General features: G+C 67.1%; 15 protein-coding genes. 10 read left to right on the plus strand and 5 right to left on the minus strand.

Annotated features, from left to right (window positions below; all coding sequences use genetic code 11):
- Window positions 1–33: 33 nt before the first annotated feature.
- The 7 genes from paaA to EEB19_RS10520 all read left to right on the plus strand — a co-directional run bounded on the left by paaA (window position 34) and on the right by EEB19_RS10520 (window position 6,291).
- Window positions 34–993 carry a 1,2-phenylacetyl-CoA epoxidase subunit PaaA gene (gene paaA, locus EEB19_RS10490; RefSeq protein ID WP_187585911.1) on the plus strand — a complete coding sequence of 320 codons (960 nt, stop codon included), beginning with the start codon at window positions 34–36 and terminating at the stop codon, window positions 991–993.
- Window positions 994–1,094: 101 nt separating this feature from the next.
- A complete protein-coding gene (gene paaB, locus EEB19_RS10495) occupies window positions 1,095–1,415 on the plus strand; it encodes a 1,2-phenylacetyl-CoA epoxidase subunit PaaB (protein WP_187586153.1) in 321 nt (106 codons plus the stop codon).
- A gap of 8 nt (window positions 1,416–1,423) precedes the next feature.
- Window positions 1,424–2,341 (plus strand): 1,2-phenylacetyl-CoA epoxidase subunit PaaC, encoded by a 918-nt coding sequence (paaC, locus tag EEB19_RS10500; RefSeq protein ID WP_187585913.1) that lies wholly within the window; start codon window positions 1,424–1,426, stop codon window positions 2,339–2,341.
- 1 nt (window position 2,342) lies between these two features.
- Window positions 2,343–2,855 (plus strand): 1,2-phenylacetyl-CoA epoxidase subunit PaaD, encoded by a 513-nt coding sequence (gene paaD / locus EEB19_RS10505; protein ID WP_187585915.1) that lies wholly within the window; start codon window positions 2,343–2,345, stop codon window positions 2,853–2,855.
- 4 nt (window positions 2,856–2,859) lie between these two features.
- Window positions 2,860–3,972: a 1,2-phenylacetyl-CoA epoxidase subunit PaaE gene (paaE, locus tag EEB19_RS10510; RefSeq protein WP_187585917.1), complete on the plus strand. Its 1,113-nt coding sequence runs from the start codon at window positions 2,860–2,862 to the stop codon at window positions 3,970–3,972.
- 29 nt (window positions 3,973–4,001) lie between these two features.
- Window positions 4,002–5,315, plus strand: coding sequence for a phenylacetate--CoA ligase PaaK (gene paaK, locus EEB19_RS10515; protein WP_187585919.1), 1,314 nt, complete (start codon window positions 4,002–4,004; stop codon window positions 5,313–5,315).
- Window positions 5,316–5,319: 4 nt separating this feature from the next.
- Window positions 5,320–6,291, plus strand: coding sequence for a helix-turn-helix domain-containing protein (locus EEB19_RS10520; RefSeq protein WP_187585921.1), 972 nt, complete (start codon window positions 5,320–5,322; stop codon window positions 6,289–6,291).
- Window positions 6,292–6,443: 152 nt separating this feature from the next.
- On the opposite strand, the gene EEB19_RS10525 is transcribed toward EEB19_RS10520, so the two are convergent.
- Both EEB19_RS10525 and styD read right to left on the minus strand, forming a co-directional pair.
- Entirely contained in the window at window positions 6,444–7,556 is a 1,113-nt protein-coding gene (locus EEB19_RS10525) for an NDMA-dependent alcohol dehydrogenase (RefSeq protein WP_187585923.1), read from the minus strand.
- A 28-nt stretch (window positions 7,557–7,584) separates the two neighbouring features.
- Complete coding sequence (gene styD, locus EEB19_RS10530) at window positions 7,585–9,072, minus strand: phenylacetaldehyde dehydrogenase StyD (protein WP_187585925.1); 1,488 nt, start codon at window positions 9,070–9,072, stop codon at window positions 7,585–7,587.
- 185 nt (window positions 9,073–9,257) lie between these two features.
- On the opposite strand from styD, the gene EEB19_RS10535 reads away from it, so the two are divergent.
- The 3 genes from EEB19_RS10535 (at window position 9,258) to EEB19_RS10545 (ending at window position 11,676) form a co-directional block, all read left to right on the plus strand.
- Complete coding sequence (locus tag EEB19_RS10535) at window positions 9,258–9,710, plus strand: MaoC/PaaZ C-terminal domain-containing protein (protein ID WP_187585927.1); 453 nt, start codon at window positions 9,258–9,260, stop codon at window positions 9,708–9,710.
- Window positions 9,711–9,809: 99 nt separating this feature from the next.
- Window positions 9,810–10,907: an enoyl-CoA hydratase/isomerase family protein gene (locus tag EEB19_RS10540; protein WP_187585929.1), complete on the plus strand. Its 1,098-nt coding sequence runs from the start codon at window positions 9,810–9,812 to the stop codon at window positions 10,905–10,907.
- On the plus strand, window positions 10,900–11,676 hold the full coding sequence (locus EEB19_RS10545) for an enoyl-CoA hydratase (protein WP_187585931.1): 777 nt from the start codon (window positions 10,900–10,902) through the stop codon (window positions 11,674–11,676). Before EEB19_RS10540 ends, EEB19_RS10545 begins: the two co-directional genes overlap by 8 nt.
- Before the next feature lie 98 nt (window positions 11,677–11,774).
- On the opposite strand, the gene EEB19_RS10550 is transcribed toward EEB19_RS10545, so the two are convergent.
- From EEB19_RS10550 to EEB19_RS10560, 3 genes are all read right to left on the minus strand, one after another.
- On the minus strand, window positions 11,775–12,701 hold the full coding sequence (locus EEB19_RS10550; protein ID WP_187586155.1) for a VWA domain-containing protein: 927 nt from the start codon (window positions 12,699–12,701) through the stop codon (window positions 11,775–11,777).
- A 63-nt stretch (window positions 12,702–12,764) separates the two neighbouring features.
- On the minus strand, window positions 12,765–13,721 hold the full coding sequence (locus EEB19_RS10555) for a MoxR family ATPase (RefSeq protein ID WP_262365568.1): 957 nt from the start codon (window positions 13,719–13,721) through the stop codon (window positions 12,765–12,767).
- A complete protein-coding gene (locus tag EEB19_RS10560) occupies window positions 13,718–14,572 on the minus strand; it encodes a mycofactocin-coupled SDR family oxidoreductase (RefSeq protein WP_187585933.1) in 855 nt (284 codons plus the stop codon). The genes EEB19_RS10555 and EEB19_RS10560 overlap by 4 nt, the downstream gene beginning before the upstream one ends.
- Window positions 14,573–14,576 lie beyond the last annotated feature (4 nt).

The raw sequence follows: 14,576 nt of genomic DNA on the forward strand, positions 1-14,576 counted from the left end.
CCAACCGATCATTCGGTATTGAAAGTAGGAAGTATGACCACGTCACGTGCCATGAGTGCCGACGCGCATGACGAACATCAAGAACTCTTCGACGACACCATCGCCCACGATCAGCGCATCGAGCCGCGCGACTGGATGCCCGAGGGATACCGCAAGACGCTCATCCGGCAGGTCGCCCAACATGCGCATTCGGAGATCATCGGAATGCAGCCGGAGGGCAATTGGCTGACCCGGGCGCCGTCGCTGCGCCGCAAGGCGATCCTGATGGCGAAGGTGCAGGACGAGGCCGGTCACGGCCTGTATCTGTATTCCGCTGCGGAGACACTCGGTGCCGATCGGACCGAGCTCACCGAGAAGTTGATCGAGGGCAGGCAGAAGTACTCGTCGATCTTCAACTATCCGACGCTGACCTACGCCGACGTCGGCACCATCGGTTGGCTCGTCGACGGCGCAGCCATCTGCAACCAGGTCCCGTTGTGTCGCAGCTCTTTCGGGCCGTACGCGCGGGCGATGATCCGGGTGTGCAAGGAGGAATCGTTCCATCAGCGGCAGGGCTACGAGTTGCTCACCACGATGATGCGCGGGACCGCGGCGCAGCGCGAGATGGTGCAGGAGTCGGTGAACCGATTCTGGTGGCCGGCGCTGATGATGTTCGGCCCGCCGGACGACCAATCGCCGAACACCGAGCAGTCGATGGCCTGGGGTATCAAACGACACACCAATGACGAACTGCGACAACGATTCGTGGACATGAGTGTGCCGCAGGCACAGGCGCTCGGAGTCAGCTTCCCGGACCCGGACCTGGTGTGGAATCCCGACCGTGGGTCCTACGACTTCGGCGAACCCGACTGGAGTGAGTTCACCGCGGTGGTGAAGGGCAACGGACCCATGAACGTCGAGCGGATCGCGGTGCGCCGGGCCGCCCACGAGGACGGTGCGTGGGTCCGCGAAGCCGCCACCGCATTCGCCGCACGACAGGAGACGAACCGATGAGCGAGAACAGCCGCAGTGCTCCGATCGCTGAGGAGCGAGCTAGCGAGCCTCGTGATGTCTCGATCCCTGAGGAGCGAGCTAGCGAGCGTCACGAAGTCTCGATCCCTGAGGAGCGAGCTCGCGAGCGTCACGAAGGGCCACGCGCGGACTGGCCCCTGTACGAGGTCTTCGTCCGCGGCAAGCGCGGGCTCAACCACGTCCACGTCGGTTCGCTGCGCGCCGCCGACGACGAGATGGCCTTGCGGCACGCACGCGACGTCTACACCCGCCGCAACGAGGGCGTCAGCATCTGGGTGATCAAGTCGGAGTCGATCATCGCCACCAGCCCGTCGGAGAAGGATCCGTTCTTCGCGCCGAGTGGAGACAAGGTGTATCGGCACCCGACCTTCTACACGATCCCCGACAACGTCCCCCACATGTGAGTGAGCCGATGACACAGCACGACAATGCCTACGACGGCCTCGTCGACGAGGACTCGCACGGACAGTGGGCCTTCGGGACCAGTTTCGACGATCCCCTGGCCGGGGTGGACACCACGGTCCCCGAGGACGTGGACCTCACGGCGCTGAGCGCCTATTGCCTGATGCTCGGTGACGACGCGCTCGTGAGCGCGCAGCGACTGGCCGAATGGAGCACGCACGCACCGGAACTCGAGGAAGAGGTGGCCCTGGCCAACGTCGGACTCGACCTCCTCGGTCAGGCCCGGTTGCTGCTTGCCCGCGCCGCGGCCGCCTCCGACACCCATGTACCGACGCTCCCGGAGAGCTCGCCGGTGCCCGCGGAGGACGCGCTGGCCTTCTTCCGTGATGAGCGACAGTTCCGCAACGTGCACCTCACCGAGCTGCCCAACGGTGACTTCGCGACGACGATGGTCCGCCTTCTGGTCATGACGACATGGCGGCTTGCCCTGTTCACCCGACTGCGGACCTCCCGCGACCCGGTCCTGTCGGCGGTGGCCGACAAAGGTGTCAAGGAACTCACCTATCACCGCGACTACGCGGCCCGGTGGGTCGTCACGCTCGGATGCGGGACCGACGAGTCACGCCGACGCCTGATCGCCGGACTCGCCCAGGTGTGGCCCTACACCGACGAACTGTTCATCCCGACGAGCGAGGAGCTCGCCCTCGCCGCGGTCGGCGTCGCCGTCGACCCACGAGAACTACGCGACGAGTTCGATCAGATCATCGGACAGGTTCTGCACGCCGCGGAGGTGACAGCCCCCGACGGGCCGCAGGTCGGACGCGTCGGCGGTCGCGCCGGACGGGCCGGTGTGCACACGGAGTGGATGGGCTACATCCTTGCCGAGATGCAGAGCGTTGCACGCGCTCACCCTGAGGGGGTGTGGTGACATGTCCTGTGCCACAGCCCTCTCCGCGCGATCGGTGGTCGCCGAGATCCTCGATCCCGAGATGCCGATGGTGACGCTCGATGACCTCGGGATCATCCGCGACGTCGAGGAGATCGCCGCAGACGGATCCGTGATCGTGACCATCACCCCGACCTATTCCGGGTGCCCGGCGATGGGGACGATCCGCGACGACATCACCACGGCCCTGCGTCGCAACGGTTTCGGTAGTGTCCAGATCCGGACGAGTCTGCATCCCGCGTGGAGCACCGACTGGATCACCGACGACGGCCGACGCAAGCTCGCGGACGCGGGCTACTCCCCGCCGGGTCCCACACCCCGGCGCGACGCGGGCCCGATCCCACTCACCCTCACCGCCCGCCCGCGGATCGTCGCGTGTCCGCAATGCGGATCCGAGGACACCCGAGTGGTGTCCGAATTCGGTGCGACGCTGTGCAAGGCACAGTATCGATGCCTGGAGTGCGATGAGCCGTTCGACCACGTGAAGGAGATCTGAGGACATGTCGAGCAGCCCGGTCCTCGAGACCACCGCGGTGCCGGTGGACACGAAGCCACACACTCGCGGATTCCACACGCTCACCGTCGCCGACGTCGAGTCGTTGTGCGACGACGCGGTCGCGGTGCGATTCGACATACCGGACGACCTGTCGTCCGAGTTCGACTTCCGGCCCGGCCAGTCGCTGACCCTGCGACGCACCGTCGACGGAGTGGAACATCGCCGGAGCTATTCGATCTGTGCGCCCGCCGGACGGGCACCGCGGGTGGGGGTCCGCGAGGTCAACGGTGGGCTGTTCTCGAGCTGGCTGGTCCACGAGGTCCGTGCCGGTGATCGTATCGACGTCCAGGCTCCCTCCGGCACGTTCCAGGCCGACCCGTCAGCCGGCGGACGACATCTGTTGATCGCTGCCGGTTCGGGGATCACACCGATGCTTTCCATCGCCGCGTCCATGCTCGAACACCCGGACGCCGAGGTGACCCTGATCTACGCCAACCGGCGTACCCGCTCGGTCATGTTCGCCGAGGACATCGCCGATCTCAAGGATCGGCACGGCTCCCGGCTCGACGTCATCCACGTCCTGTCGCGTGAGCCGCGAGAGGTGGAACTGTTCAGCGGTCGACTCGATCGCGAACGGCTCGACGAGATCCTCGACTCCGTCGTGCCGACCGCCGACATCGACCATTTCTGGCTGTGCGGACCCCTCGGGATGGTCGAGACCGCGCAGGAGGCCATCGCCGATCGCGGAATCCCGAAGGACCGCATCCACTTCGAACTGTTCTACGTCGAGGCGACGCCGCCACCCCAGGAGAAACACCGGGAGTCCGGGACCACCGGTCCGACCAGCGAGGTCACCATCGTTCTCGACGGCCGTTCGGTCAGCGGGACCCTGCCTCGCGACGAGTCCATCCTCGACGCAGGCGAGGAACTGCGCTCGGACCTGCCGTTCGCCTGCAAGGGCGGCGTGTGCGGCACCTGTCGCGCCAAGGTCGTCTGCGGCGACGTCGACATGCGGCGCAACTACGCGCTCGAGGAATCCGAGGTCGCCGACGGATTCGTCCTGACCTGCCAGACCTTCCCCGTCGGTGACCAGGTCACCGTCGACTTCGACGCCTGAACCCACCCGAGACGACCCCCGGAGATCCCATGACCAGCACCCTGCCCGCTCCGCAGGCCCACGACAGCGCCGACATCGAGTACGCGTCGCGCGACCGTATCGCCGCACTGCAGCTCGATCGCCTGCGGTGGTCGTTGCAGCACGCCTACGACAATGTTGCCCACTATCGGAAGGCGTTCGACGAGAAGGGGGTTCATCCGTCGGACCTGAAGGACCTGTCGGATCTGTCGCTGTTCCCGTTCACGGGCAAGGCCGATCTCCGCGAGAACTACCCGTTCGGAATGCTGGCCGTTCCGCAGGAACAGGTCTCCCGCATCCACGCGTCGTCGGGGACCACCGGGCGGCCGACCGTCGTCGGGTACACGACCAACGATCTGGACAGCTGGGCCGATCTCGTGGCGCGCAGTCTCCGGGCGGCGGGCGTGCGCCCCTCCGACAAGGTGCACGTCGCCTACGGGTACGGACTCTTCACCGGCGGACTGGGTGCACACTACGGCGCGGAACGACTGGGCTGCACGGTGATCCCGATGTCAGGCGGGATGACCGACCGACAGATCCAGCTCATCGAGGACTTCGCGCCGGACGCGATCATGGTGACGCCGTCGTACATGCTGACGATCCTGGATGCCATGATCGCCAAGGGCATCGACCCAGCGGCCACCTCACTGCGGACCGGGGTGTTCGGCGCCGAGCCGTGGACCGAGCAGATGCGTCGCGAACTCGAACAGCAACTCGGTATGGACGCCGTCGACATCTACGGTCTGTCCGAAGTGATGGGACCCGGTGTGGCACAAGAATGTGTCGAGACCAAAGACGGCCTGCACATCTGGGAAGACCATTTCTACCCGGAGATCATCGATCCGATGACCGGCGAGGTCCTGCCCGACGGGGAGGAGGGCGAACTCGTGTTCACCTCGCTCACCAAGGAGGCCATGCCGATCGTGCGCTACCGCACCCGCGATCTGACCCGGCTGCTGCCGGGGACGGCGCGGACGATGCGGCGGATCCAGAAGATCACCGGCCGCAGCGACGACATGATCATCCTGCGCGGGGTGAACCTGTTCCCGACACAGATCGAGGAACTGATCCTGACCGAGCCGGCGCTCGCACCGCAGTTCCAGTGCGTTCTGGAGCGCCCGGGGCGAATGGACACCCTGACGGTGCATGTCGAGTACCGTCCCGAGGTGTCGAGTGACCAGCATGTCGCCGCGGCGGCGTCGTTGAGGAAGCTCATCAAGAACCGGATCGGCGTCACCGTGGACGTGGCCGTCGCCGCGCCGGGCACGTTGCAGCGTTCCACCGGAAAAGCTCGACGACTGGTGGACAACCGGCCGAAGGACTGATGCCATGATCGCGACCACAACGTCTGCAGACGAACCGTTGCGCGACATCGGTTTCGACGGGTGGCGAGCTGCGATCTCCGAAGCCTTCGTGCCGCTCGACGCCGCGCCGATGGCCGGGCAGGCGTCCGCCTTCCGGGGTGGGCTGTCGAGCGTCGGACTCGGTCCGCTGCAATTGTCGGATGTCGTGGGCGCCCGGGTACACGTGCGCCGGTCCGCCTCGACGATCCGTCGTTCCGATCCCGGCGTCATCAAGGTGGGCGTGCAGATGCGGGGGACCTCGACGGTGTCGCAGCACGATCGAGAGGCCCGGCTCAGCGCGGGTGATCTGGCGATCTACGACACCAGTGAACGGTACGAACTCGCGCTCGGCGACTCGTTCGACATGCTCGTCGCGGTCATCCCGCGAGCCTCGCTGCGGGTGACCGACAATGAGCTCCACGAGGGCACTGCGCGCACGATCACGTCGAGCACGGGCATCGGTGCGTTGATCACGCCGATGCTGGTGTCGCTGCGGTCGCAGGCGCTGTCCGGGTCGGGCGCATGCTCGTCACCTCTGGTCGGCGATGCCGTCGCAGACCTGGTGAGCGCCGCGCTGCGGGCATCCGCTCCCGACGACACGTTGGGAGCAGGGGAGACCGTGCTGCTGTCAGCCCGGTCGTACATCGAGGGCAACCTGAGCGACAGCGGGTTGTCGCCCGCGAAGGTGGCCGCGCACCATCACGTGTCGGTGCGGTATCTGCAGAAACTCTTCGCCCACGACGGGCACACCGTCGCTGGTTTCATCCGGCAGCGCCGGCTGGAACGGTGCCGGCGTGATCTGACGGACGCGACGCAGTTGCATCGCAGTGTCGGATCGATCTGCGCCGCCAATGGATTGGTCGACGCCGCGCACTTCTCGCGGCTGTTCAAGAGTACGTACGGGATGACACCGCGGGAGTTCCGCGAGAGTCGTGGAGGTGTCGCCGGCCCTTCGTGACGCTCGCACGCTCGCTCCTCAGGGAACATTCGGTCCCTGAGGAGCCCGGAGCCTGCGGAGGGCGTCACGAAGGGGTTTCCCACCCGGTCCCTGAGGAGCCCGGAGCGTGCGGAGGGCGTCACGAAGGGGCATCCTCGGGGACCGAAGCGATCTCAGTACATGATCACGCCGCGCACATTCTCCGCCTTGCGCATCGCCTCATACCCATCGTTGACCTGATCGAGCGAGTACGTGCGGGTGATCATCTCGTCCAGCTTGAGATGACCCTCCATGTACAGACGCAGCAGGTGGGGGATGTCGAAGCGGATGTTGGCATTGCCGAACCAGGCGCCCTTGAGCGTCTTGCGCATGGCGGTGAGATCGAACAGGCTCAGGCTGACCTCGGTCTGGGTCAGATCTCCGACCGAGACCTGAACGCAGATACCGCCTTTCGCGACCAGGCTCATCGCCGGCGCGATCAGGGCACCGTCGGCGACGTCGACGGTGATGAGCACCTTGTCGGCCAGTTGCCCCCAGGTGAGATCCTGCAGCAGCGTCAGCGCCTCGTCGACAGTGGCGACCGCGTGCGTCGCGCCGAACACCTTGGCCTGATCTCGCTTGAACGGAGAGGGGTCGACGAGCACGACGTGCCGGGCGCCCGCCAGGGCCGCTCCCTGCACGGCGCCACAGCCGACACCACCCATGCCCAGGACGACGACGGTCTCACCGGCAGACACCTCCGCGGCGTAGACCGACGAACCCCATCCGGTCGTGACACCGCAACCGACCAATGCCGCCTTGTCGAGCGGGATGTCCTTCGTCAGCTTGACGCAGGAGGCCTCGTTCACGACGGTGACCGGCGCGAAGGTGCCGAGCAGACACATGAGTCCGGCGTCCTGGCCGTTCACGTGATGACGCGCGGTTCCGTCGGAGAGCTGCACGCCGGCAAGGAGATTGGCGCCGAGGTCGCAGATGCTGGACTTGCCGGTCGCGCACGACGGGCAACGGCCGCACGCCGGGATGAACCCCAGGGCGACGTGGTCGCCGACCTCGACCGTCGTCACGCCCGGGCCGATCTCGGTGACCACACCGGCGCCCTCGTGCCCGCCGATGTAGGGGTACATCCCCACCGGTACGCTGCCGTCGCGGACGTGCTCGTCCGAATGGCACATCCCGGACGCGGCGAGTTCGACCTTCACCTCGCCGTACTTCGGCGCGTCGAGCACGAGTTCCTCGATCTGCCAGGACTGACCGGGCTCCCACAGAACTGCTGCTTGGGTCTTCATGATTGGTGTCTCCTTCTCGTGGTCACCGTCAGAGGACGACGGTGACGACCTTCTCCTCGGTGTTGGCGACGATCCCGGCCCAGCCGAGTTCGCGGCCGACACCGCTGGTCTTCATGCCGCCCCACGGCAGGGCGGGATCGATTGCGGCCCATCCGTTGACCCACACCGCACCCGCGCGGACCTTCGACGCCAGCGAATGGGCGTAGGAGACGTCGCGAGTCCAGATACTCGCGGCGAGACCGTAATCGGTGTCGTTGGCGATCCGGATGGCGTCCTCGACCTCGTCGAAGGGAATCACCGTGCCGACGGGACCGAAGATCTCCTCGCGGGCGATGGACATCTCGTTGGTCGCATCGGCGAAGATCGTCGGCTGCACGAAGAACCCGGTGTCGGAACCCTTCTCGCCACCGGCGACGACGCGTGCGCCCTCCCGGGTGCCTGCCGCGATGTACTCCAGCACGGTGTCGCGCTGTTTCGCGTTGACCAGGGCACCCATCGTCGTGCCCGGATCCAGTGGATCGCCGAGGACCTGTGCGTTCGCGGCCGCGGCCAGACCCTCGACGACCTGGTCGTAGAGCGACCGGTGCACGAGCACCCGCGTGCCGGCGGCGCACACCTCGCCCTGATTGAAGAACAGTCCCATGGCGGTTCCGTTGACCGCGGTCTCGACGTCGGCGTCGGCGAGGATGATCTGCGGCGACTTGCCGCCGAGTTCCAACGTGGTGCGCTTGAAGGTGTCGGCCGCCGCCTTGGCGATGTGCCGTCCGACGCGCGGCGACCCGGTGAAGCTGATCTTGTCCACATCGGGATGGGTCACCAGAGCCTCACCGGCCACCTCGCCGAGGCCGGGCACGATGTTGACCACACCGTCGGGCACGCCGGCCTCCTGCAGGAGCCGACCCAGATGCAGGATGGACAGCGGGGCGTCCTCCGGCGGCTTGACCACGACGGTGTTGCCGGCGGCCAGTGCGGGTGCCAGCTTCCACGCGGTGATCATCAGCGGGGTGTTCCACGGGATGATCGCGCCGATGACGCCCACCGGTTCACGCACCGTGTAGGAGTGGGTGGGCTGACCGAAGTAGCCTGCCGTCGGGATCGTCTGACCGGTGATCTTGTCGGCCCAACCGGCGAAGTGGCGGAAAGTGGCTGCCGCGTTGGGGATGTCGAGCATGGAGGGCTGCCCGACCGGCTTGCCGATGTCGAGCGCCTCGAGACGGGCGAGCAGATCCCCGTCGCGCTCGATCAGGTCGGCGACCGCGTTGAGGATCTTGCCCCGCACGACCCCGGGTGTCGCCGACCACTCACCCGACAGTGCCCTCCGGGCGGATCGCACCGCGTCGTCGACATCGGATGCGGTGGCGGAGGCGACCGTCGCGAGCAGCTCTTCGGTCGCCGGGTTGAGATCACTGAAAGTCGCGCCTTCGGCGGCCGCGCGCCATCGCCCGTCCACGAAGAGTTCTGTCGCCGTCGAATCCGGCAGTGTTGCACGGACTCTGGTGTCGTCTACCGCAGTCATGGTTCTCCTTGCCTCGCAGGTGCAGACCGGTCACGAACGCTCGGTTGTGACCGTTGCCACAAGTCTGGGCACCGGGGAACGCGGATACTTGCACGGATGCGCATGGATCCTTGTCGGATCGCGCACGGGTCGGGGGACGAGCGCCGGACACCCTCCCGCCATCGCCTCCGGATAGCCTTCGCACTGTGAACGAGACCCCGCGCCCCGCCTACGCCGACGACCTCCGGATCGGACACGTCTACCGGCTGGGGTCGCATTCCGTCGGCGAGGATGACCTCGTGGACTTCGCGCGGCAGTGGGATCCGCAGAGCTTCCACGTCGACGCCGAGGCCGCGGCGGCCGGCACGTTCGGCGGATTGATCGCCAGCGGTATCCATACCCTGGCGATCTTCCAGCGACTCGCGGTGCAGGGCGCCTTCGCCGACTGGCAGGTGATTGCGGGCCGACGGCTCCTCGATGTCGAGTTCCGCCGGCCCGTGCGGCCAGGCGACGTCCTCACGGGCTCGATGACCATCGACGACATCGTCGTCGACGAGCGTGGTCGCGCGCTGGTGACGGCAGCTGCGGCGTTGGTGGATCAGGATGACCGGACGGTGCTGACCACCGTCATCGAGGTCCTCGTCCGGGCTCACCCCTGATCGTGCGTCCGGGGGTGACGGGACACCCCCTGTACTCCTTTACTAGGATATGCAACTATCGGTTGGGGTAATCGGACAATCATGCGAGGAGACCAGGTCATGACGGTCGAACCATCTGTGCTGTCGGCGGTCGATGCCGGGGTTGCGACCCTGACGCTGAACCGTCCGAAGTCGATCAACGCGCTCGACCACCCGATGGTCACCGCGATGGATGAGTTGCTCCGCGGCTGGGCCGCGGAGGCCGACGTCAGTGCGGTCGTTCTCGCCGGCGCCGGTGAGCGCGGGTTGTGCGCCGGTGGCGACATCGTCGCCATCCACCGCGACGCATCGGCGCTGAGCGGGTCGGACGCCGGTGACGATGAGGCGGCCGCATGTGCGTCTGCACTCTTCTGGGCCGACGAATACCGACTCAACGCCGACATCGCGCGCTACCCGAAGCCGTACATCGCGATCATGGACGGAATCGTCATGGGTGGGGGCGTCGGCATCTCCGCCCACGCCAACACCCGCGTGGTCACCGACCGCACGCGTCTCGCGATGCCCGAGGTCGGTATCGGCTTCGTTCCCGACGTCGGCGGCACGCATCTGCTCGCCCGGGTCCCGGACAATCTGGGCGTATACGCCGGTCTCACCGCGACGCACCTGTCGGGTGCCGATGCACTCGCGCTCGGCCTGGCCGATCACTTCGTCCCCGCCGACGACCTGGACGCGTTCCGGCGGGCCGTCGGCGAGGCGGGACCGGCCGACGCCCTGGCGAAGTACGCGCAGGAGCCGCCCGAATCCGCCGTGGAAGGCCGACGCGACTGGATCCGTGATGCGTTCGCTGCCGACACGGTGGCCGAGATCATCGAGCGTTGCCGTGCGGTCGGGACTGAGGACGCCGACAAGACCGCCGCTTCGATCGCGGGGAAGAGCCCGACCGCGCTGGCGGTGACACTGCGTTCGCTGCGCGACGAGAAGCCGACCCTGGTCGAGACGCTCAAGCGTGAGTACCGCGTATCGCTGCGCAGCCTGCTGCATCCGGACATGGCCGAGGGGATCCGCGCCCAGGTCATCGACAAGGATCGCACCCCGTCGTGGCGTCACACCGAGCACCGCGACGTCCCGGCGGCCGAGATCGACGCCTACTTCGCGCCGCTCCCGGATGACCTGGAGTTGACCATCAACGCTGCACCACAGGAGGATTCGAGTGTCTGATCACGAGACGATCATCGTCGAACGCGACGGGCGGGTCGGTGTCATCACGCTGAACCGGCCGAAGGCCCTCAACGCGTTGAACACCACCCTGATGACCGAGGTCGTCGGCGCTGCCACCGAGTTCGACAAGGACGCGGGAATCGGGGCGATCGTCATCACCGGCTCGGAACGCGCGTTCGCCGCCGGTGCCGACATCAAGGAGATGTCGTCCAAGAGCTACAGCGACGTCGTCGGCGAGCAGTTCTTCGGTGCATGGGACGATCTCTCGCGGCTGCGCACGCCGATCGTCGCCGCGGTCACCGGGTATGCGCTCGGCGGTGGGTGCGAGCTGGCGATGATCTGCGACATCCTGATCGCCGGTGACAACGCGGTCTTCGGGCAGCCCGAGATCAACCTCGGTGTGATCCCGGGAATCGGTGGCTCGCAACGACTCACGCGTGCTGTCGGCAAGCCCAAGGCGATGGACATGATCCTGACCGGCCGGAACATGAAGGTCGACGAGGCCGACAAGCTCGGCCTGGTGTCGCGGGTGGTTCCGGCCGAGGACTGCCTCACCACGGCCAAGGAGGTCGCGGCGACGATCGCGTCGAAGTCGTTCATCGCCGCGTCGCTGGCCAAGGATGCGGTCAATCGCGCCTTCGAGTCCGGTCTGGCGGAGGGGATTCGCGCCGAGCGCGCACTGTTCTACTCGACCTTCGCCACCGACGACCAGTCCGAGGGAATGGCCGCGTTCGTCGAGAAGCGGGACCCGGCTTTCACGCATCGCTGAGAAGTGATCCCTGAGGAGCGAGGCGCCAGCCGAGTGTCACGAAGGGCCCCTTCGTGACGCTCGCAAGCTCGCTCCTCAGGGATCGGGTGCCCCCACCCTCACCCAGCGAAGATCCGACGCAACGCGGGCGCGACGTCGTGATCGGTTCGGATGGGTATCGCCCGGCCGCGCCCGACGCGGGCGAGGTCACGTCCGAGGTCGGTGTCGTGCTCGCCTGACACATCGAGCAGGACGTCGAGACGGGGGAGCGTCGCAGCGACGATCCGAGGATCGGGTCCGGCGTTGTGAACGCAATCGCTGAGCAGCAGGACGCGAGCGTCCGCGGAGGGCGTCCCACGCAACTGTTCGGCGGCCACCGAGAGGGCGAACGACACGTTGGTCAATCCCTGCGAAGTCAACGTGAGCAGCTGATCGACAACACGATCGGGCTCGATCGGCTCCCCGAGCGGCGAGATCAGCGCTGCCGCCGACCAGAAGGCGATGACGCCCACGGCGTCTCGGCTCAGCTCACCGACCAGGGCACCCACCGTCGCCGCCGCGGTCCGGACCTGTTCGCCGCGTGCCGATCCCGAGATGTCGACGACGAGCATGATCGACCGGCGCCGGCGAACCCGTTGCCGGACCAGGATGTCGTCGTCGGTGGGGAGCGGATTCGCGGCGATCGCCTCGAGCGTCGCGTCGAGGTCGATCTCGTCGGAGTCGCCACGCCACCGCCGGGTCACCAGTGTTCCGGTCGCACCCCGCGGCGCGTGTCTCGTGTGCAGGACCTGCGCGAGTGCCAGTTTCCGGGCGATCCGGCGGGCACGGTGCCGCGCGACGTCGTCGACGACGAGAGAGTCTGCCTCCGTGGCCACTTCACCGTCCTCGTCGGTCGCCGACGGCGCGCCGGGCCCGCCGGGCGGCGCGGTCGAGCCGGGCTTCCCGGGTCGATGATCCGTGACCACGAATCCGCCACCCGACGACGATGCGACGAGGAGGTCGGGTTCCTCCTCGAGGGTCTTGGGTCGTCGGCGTAGAGGTTTCAGTGTCCGCGAGGGTCGCTCCCGAGAGGAGCGTCGCGCCAGTGGGGAGTCCGCCTCGACGGCTCTTCAACCGGGCTCGGCGGCGGCCGGATTCAGCAGGAAGTGATCCTGCCAGATCTCGGTGAGGATGCCCTCGGCGGTGGTGAAGGCCGTGTCGTCGAGGTGGATTCGGCCGGAGAGTGTCACCAGCATGGCGTCGAGGAACGCCGTCGTGTAGTCGGTCGGGAGATCGCGCGGAGGGTCGATGCCCGGCGCCGCCGGGACCGTGACACCGCGCATCGCGCACAGTTGACCGACCACCAGCGCCAGGTCGATGGCACCGCGGACGCTGCTGCCCTGACGGACGTCGTCACGGTCACGCGTGGCGCGGGTGACGGTGACGGCGTCGGCAGTGACCCGCATGTCGACCGGAGCGGCTCTACGTGAGACGATCTCGCGCTCGGCCCCCGCATCCTGATAATCGACGACGAGTCGGCACATCCGATCGTGGACCGACGTGGACAGACGGGTGGTTCCCACGTTGTCGTACGGATTCATCGATGCGACGATGCGGAACGTCGGATGCGCGGCCACCGCGCCCACGCGGGGCACGGTGATGACCCGCTCGGCCATCGCCGTCAACAGGGTGTCGATGGTGTCCTCCGGGGCACGGTTGAACTCCTCGACGTAGAGGAACCCGCCCCCGCGCATAGCCTCGAGCAGTGGGCCGTCGACGAAGTTGGCGGCGCTGTAGTCCTCCCGCAGTACTCTCGACGGATTGTGATGACCGACAAGCCGACTCGGCGTCAGGTCGGCATTGCCCTCCACCAGGACCAGCGGGATGCCCCACTCGGCGGTGATCGCGCGCAGCACAGTGCTCTTCGAGGTGCCGGGCGGTCCCTCGAGGATGAGGTCGCGGCCGGCGGCGACCGCTGCGAGCACGAGGTCGAGTTCACGGTCACGACCGACGACCTGCGCGGCGATCCGGCTCCGGATCGCGGCGAGGTCGTCGACGCCGTGACGCACCGAACCGTTGACGGTCACGTCACCGGTTCCTGGTTGACGCCGGTCAGCAGCATGTGGCCGGCATCGACCGGGATGGTCACGCCGGTCACCGTCGCCGCGAGATCGGAGTTGAGGTACAGCGCCGTGTTCGCGATGACCTCGGGCGGCATGAACGTGGTGGCCTTGAGTGCATGGAAGCTGTAGCCGCCGGCGACCAGATCGTCGCGCGTGCCTCCCTCGTGCCCGGCGAACATGTCCCAGGCCGCTTGCTGATTGGTCATCGGCGTGAGGATCGCGCCCGGATTGATGGAGTTGCAGCGCACTCCGTGCGGCGCGAGTTCGAGCGCGATGTTCTTCATCAGACCGATGACCCCGTGTTTGGTGGCCACGTAGTGCGCATAGTTCATGCCCGGTTCGAGGCCGTTGACCGACGAGGTGATCACGATCGACCCGGTCTGCCGCTCGATCATATGGGGCGCCACGGCTTTCGCCGATTTCCAGACACCGGTGAGGTTGACATCCATCATGTCCTGCCACATCTCGTCGGTCATCTCCCAGAACGGGGCGCGGGTCCAGATGCCCGCGTTCGCGATGAGGATGTCGATCTTGCCGAACTCGGCGATACCTCCGGCGACGACCTCGTCGAGCTGTCCCTGATCCCGGACGTCGGCATCGAACGAGAGTGCCCGCCGGTCGAATTGCTCGACCTGCCGGACGGTCTCGGCCATGTCGTCGGCGGTGGCGAGCGGGTAGTTCGCCGAATCGATCTGTTCGGTGATGTCGAGGAGGATGACGTCGGCACCCTCACGCGCCGAGGTCACGGCGTGCGCACGACCCTGCCCGCGGGCGCCGCCGGTGATGAGTACTGTCTTGCCGTCCAAGAGACCCACGGTG

The organism is Gordonia sp. OPL2, from assembly GCF_003797825.1.
In the GTDB taxonomy this organism is placed as follows: Bacteria; Actinomycetota; Actinomycetes; order Mycobacteriales; family Mycobacteriaceae; genus Gordonia.